This window comes from Nocardioides pyridinolyticus (assembly GCF_054653575.1).
Genome location: NZ_BAAIFY010000063.1, coordinates 1 through 2,352 on the forward strand (window position 1 = coordinate 1; position 2,352 = coordinate 2,352).

A 2,352-nucleotide genomic window follows, 5' to 3' on the forward strand; every position below is an offset into this window, starting at 1 on the left:
ACGATCCGGGTCAGGACCGAGTTCAGGTCGAGGTCCGAGGAGATCGCGGTGACCGCCTCGAGCAGCGCTCGGGTGGAGTCGGGCAAGGCGCCGTCGCGGATGTCCGTCACGACCTCGATCCTCACACGGAGCGACGGACCGGCAGCATCGATTCGAGGTCCCAGGCTCCGCCGATCCGGCGACCGCTGAGCTCGGTCCAGCGCAGCCGCAGGTAGAGGGAGCGCACGCCGGCCGCCCAGGGGCGGGGATCCCAGGTGCTGCGAATGTGGTCGAGCTGCTCGGACCTGGTGACGACCTGCGCCCGACCGCGGGCGACGACGCTCCACCCGCGGTGGCGCTCATGGTCGAACTGGTCCACCTCGAACGCGAGCATGCTGTCGCGGCCGTAGGTACCCAAGATGCTGTACGGCGACGTCCGGACGACGATCGCATCGTCGACGACCGAGTAGTTGACGGGCACGATGTGCGGCCCGTCCGGCGAGGACAGCGCGATCCGTCCGCCGACGCCGGCGCGGAGCAGGCGCCCGCACTCCTCGGTGGTCAACTCGATGGACTCGTGCATGTCTTCTATGGTGCGCCCCCGCCGGCGTACGACGAGAGGTCCAAGGTCCCGAACTCGGGAGCCCTCCGGCGGAACTCGAGCACGATCGGCACGCAGCCCTGTACATCGCCGGTTCCTCGTCTTCGTCGAGCTACAGGTCCTGCGGCTCGCGCCAACCGGCGCGCACCAGGGAGTTGTGGAACCCGACCGGGTCGCGCCGCTCGATCTCGTCCAACAACAGCGCCCGCTCCTGCACGAGGGCGAGTACGACGACCGGGTCGGCGCGCCGGGAAGCCAGCTCGCGACCGCTACGACGCCACCACTGCTCGAGCTCAGGAATGGGCAGCCTGCCGAGTTGGCGGGACGTCCGCGCCGGGTGTGAACGCCGCCAGCATCCGGCGAGCCGCCCAACCAGGGGCGGGGCCGACGCCGCAAGGGACGCCACGGCAAGCAGCATCCACGCGCCGATCAGGAACGGCAGCCCCAGCCAGAGGACGGCCCCGATCCCTGCCCCGGACGCTGCCCGCGCCATGACTGCGCGACGTCTGGGGGATTCCTCGACCCACGTGAAGCCACCGCAGGCACCGAGCACCGCGAGGGTGGCCGGGACCACGAGCATGACGAACCAGCCGAGACTCGCGACGCCACCGGCGAAGGCCGCGAGCGCGACGCTCATCACCGCCGTCTGCCACATGACTCGGTACATGCTCATGCTTCGAGCGTCCTCCCGAACGGGCTGCCCGGCAGAGCCGTTGGACTCAGAGCGCCGGGACGTTCGTCCCGCTGGCAACGGGCGTCGGCCCCTGCACCCGCCGGCCCTGGCGGCGGACGCTGGAGGCGAGTCGAGGAGGACCGACATGACCAGCAAGAGCATCGTCGTGGGCCTGGACGACCGCAGCCCGTGGCAGGAAGCCGTGGACTGGGCCGTCGACCAGGCCGTCCGCGAGAACCGTGCACTCACACTCGTGCACGTCACTGACACCGCCGAAGAGATCTGGCACGACACCGGCGGCCGCGACCGCCGGGTCGGTGTCGTGGCCGCGCCTCGCGTCGGCGACCTGCTGCTCGATCAAGCCCGGTCGCGCGCTGTCGAGCGTGCACCTGATCTGCTGGTCCATGCCGTGCTGCGCAGTGGTGCCGTCCGAGACGAGCTCCTGGCGATGGCGTGCGAGGCACGGATGCTCGTGGTCGGATCCCGCCGGCATCGCACCGTGTGGTCGCGTCTTTTCGGCACCACCGGCTCGGCCGTCACCAGCCGCCCGCCGTGTCCGGTCGTCGTGGTCCACGGGATGCATCCGGGCGAGGTTCGCCGAGGCGTGCTCGTCGGTATCGACGATACCGAGCACGCCCGGACCGCCCTGCGGTTCGCGTTCGAGCAGGCGTCCACGACGGACCGACCCCTCACCGTGGTCCACGTGGGCCAGAAGCTCACCTACGGCGAGCCCTCGGACGAGCCCGAACAGCGGCTGGCCGTCGCCGAGGCAGTCGCCGGGCTGCGCGAGGAGTACCCCGACGTGCCGGTCCGGACGACGGTCGAGCGCGGTGATCCGCCGACTGTGCTGCTCCGATTGGGGAAGGACATGCACCTCATCGTGCTGGGGACGCACCACCGTCGACCCATGGCCGAGCTGCTTCTCGGCTCGGTCGTCGTGCCCGTCGTCGAGCGCGCGACCTGTCCGGTCGCCGTCGTCCCCGACGACACACACGGAAGGAGAACGTGATGACCAGTCAGAGCTCGGGGGTTCCGACGCTGGCGACTCTCACGGGATACGACTGCTGGGGCCTGCTCGAGACGCAGGACATTGCCCGCA

Annotated in this window: 3 protein-coding genes; 1 reads left to right on the forward strand and 2 read right to left on the reverse strand. The window is 70.5% G+C overall.

Annotated elements, in window-relative coordinates; translation table 11 throughout:
- Positions 1 to 121 precede the first annotated feature (121 nt).
- Both ACYQ0U_RS22575 and ACYQ0U_RS22580 read right to left on the reverse strand, forming a co-directional pair.
- Entirely contained in the window at positions 122 to 562 is a 441-nt protein-coding gene (locus ACYQ0U_RS22575; protein WP_459976134.1) for a pyridoxamine 5'-phosphate oxidase family protein, read from the reverse strand.
- A 130-nt stretch (positions 563 to 692) separates the two neighbouring features.
- Positions 693 to 1,253: a hypothetical protein gene (locus ACYQ0U_RS22580; RefSeq protein ID WP_459976135.1), complete on the reverse strand. Its 561-nt coding sequence runs from the start codon at positions 1,251 to 1,253 to the stop codon at positions 693 to 695.
- A gap of 145 nt (positions 1,254 to 1,398) precedes the next feature.
- On the opposite strand from ACYQ0U_RS22580, the gene ACYQ0U_RS22585 reads away from it, so the two are divergent.
- Positions 1,399 to 2,262, forward strand: coding sequence for a universal stress protein (locus ACYQ0U_RS22585; RefSeq protein WP_459976136.1), 864 nt, complete (start codon positions 1,399 to 1,401; stop codon positions 2,260 to 2,262).
- Positions 2,263 to 2,352 lie beyond the last annotated feature (90 nt).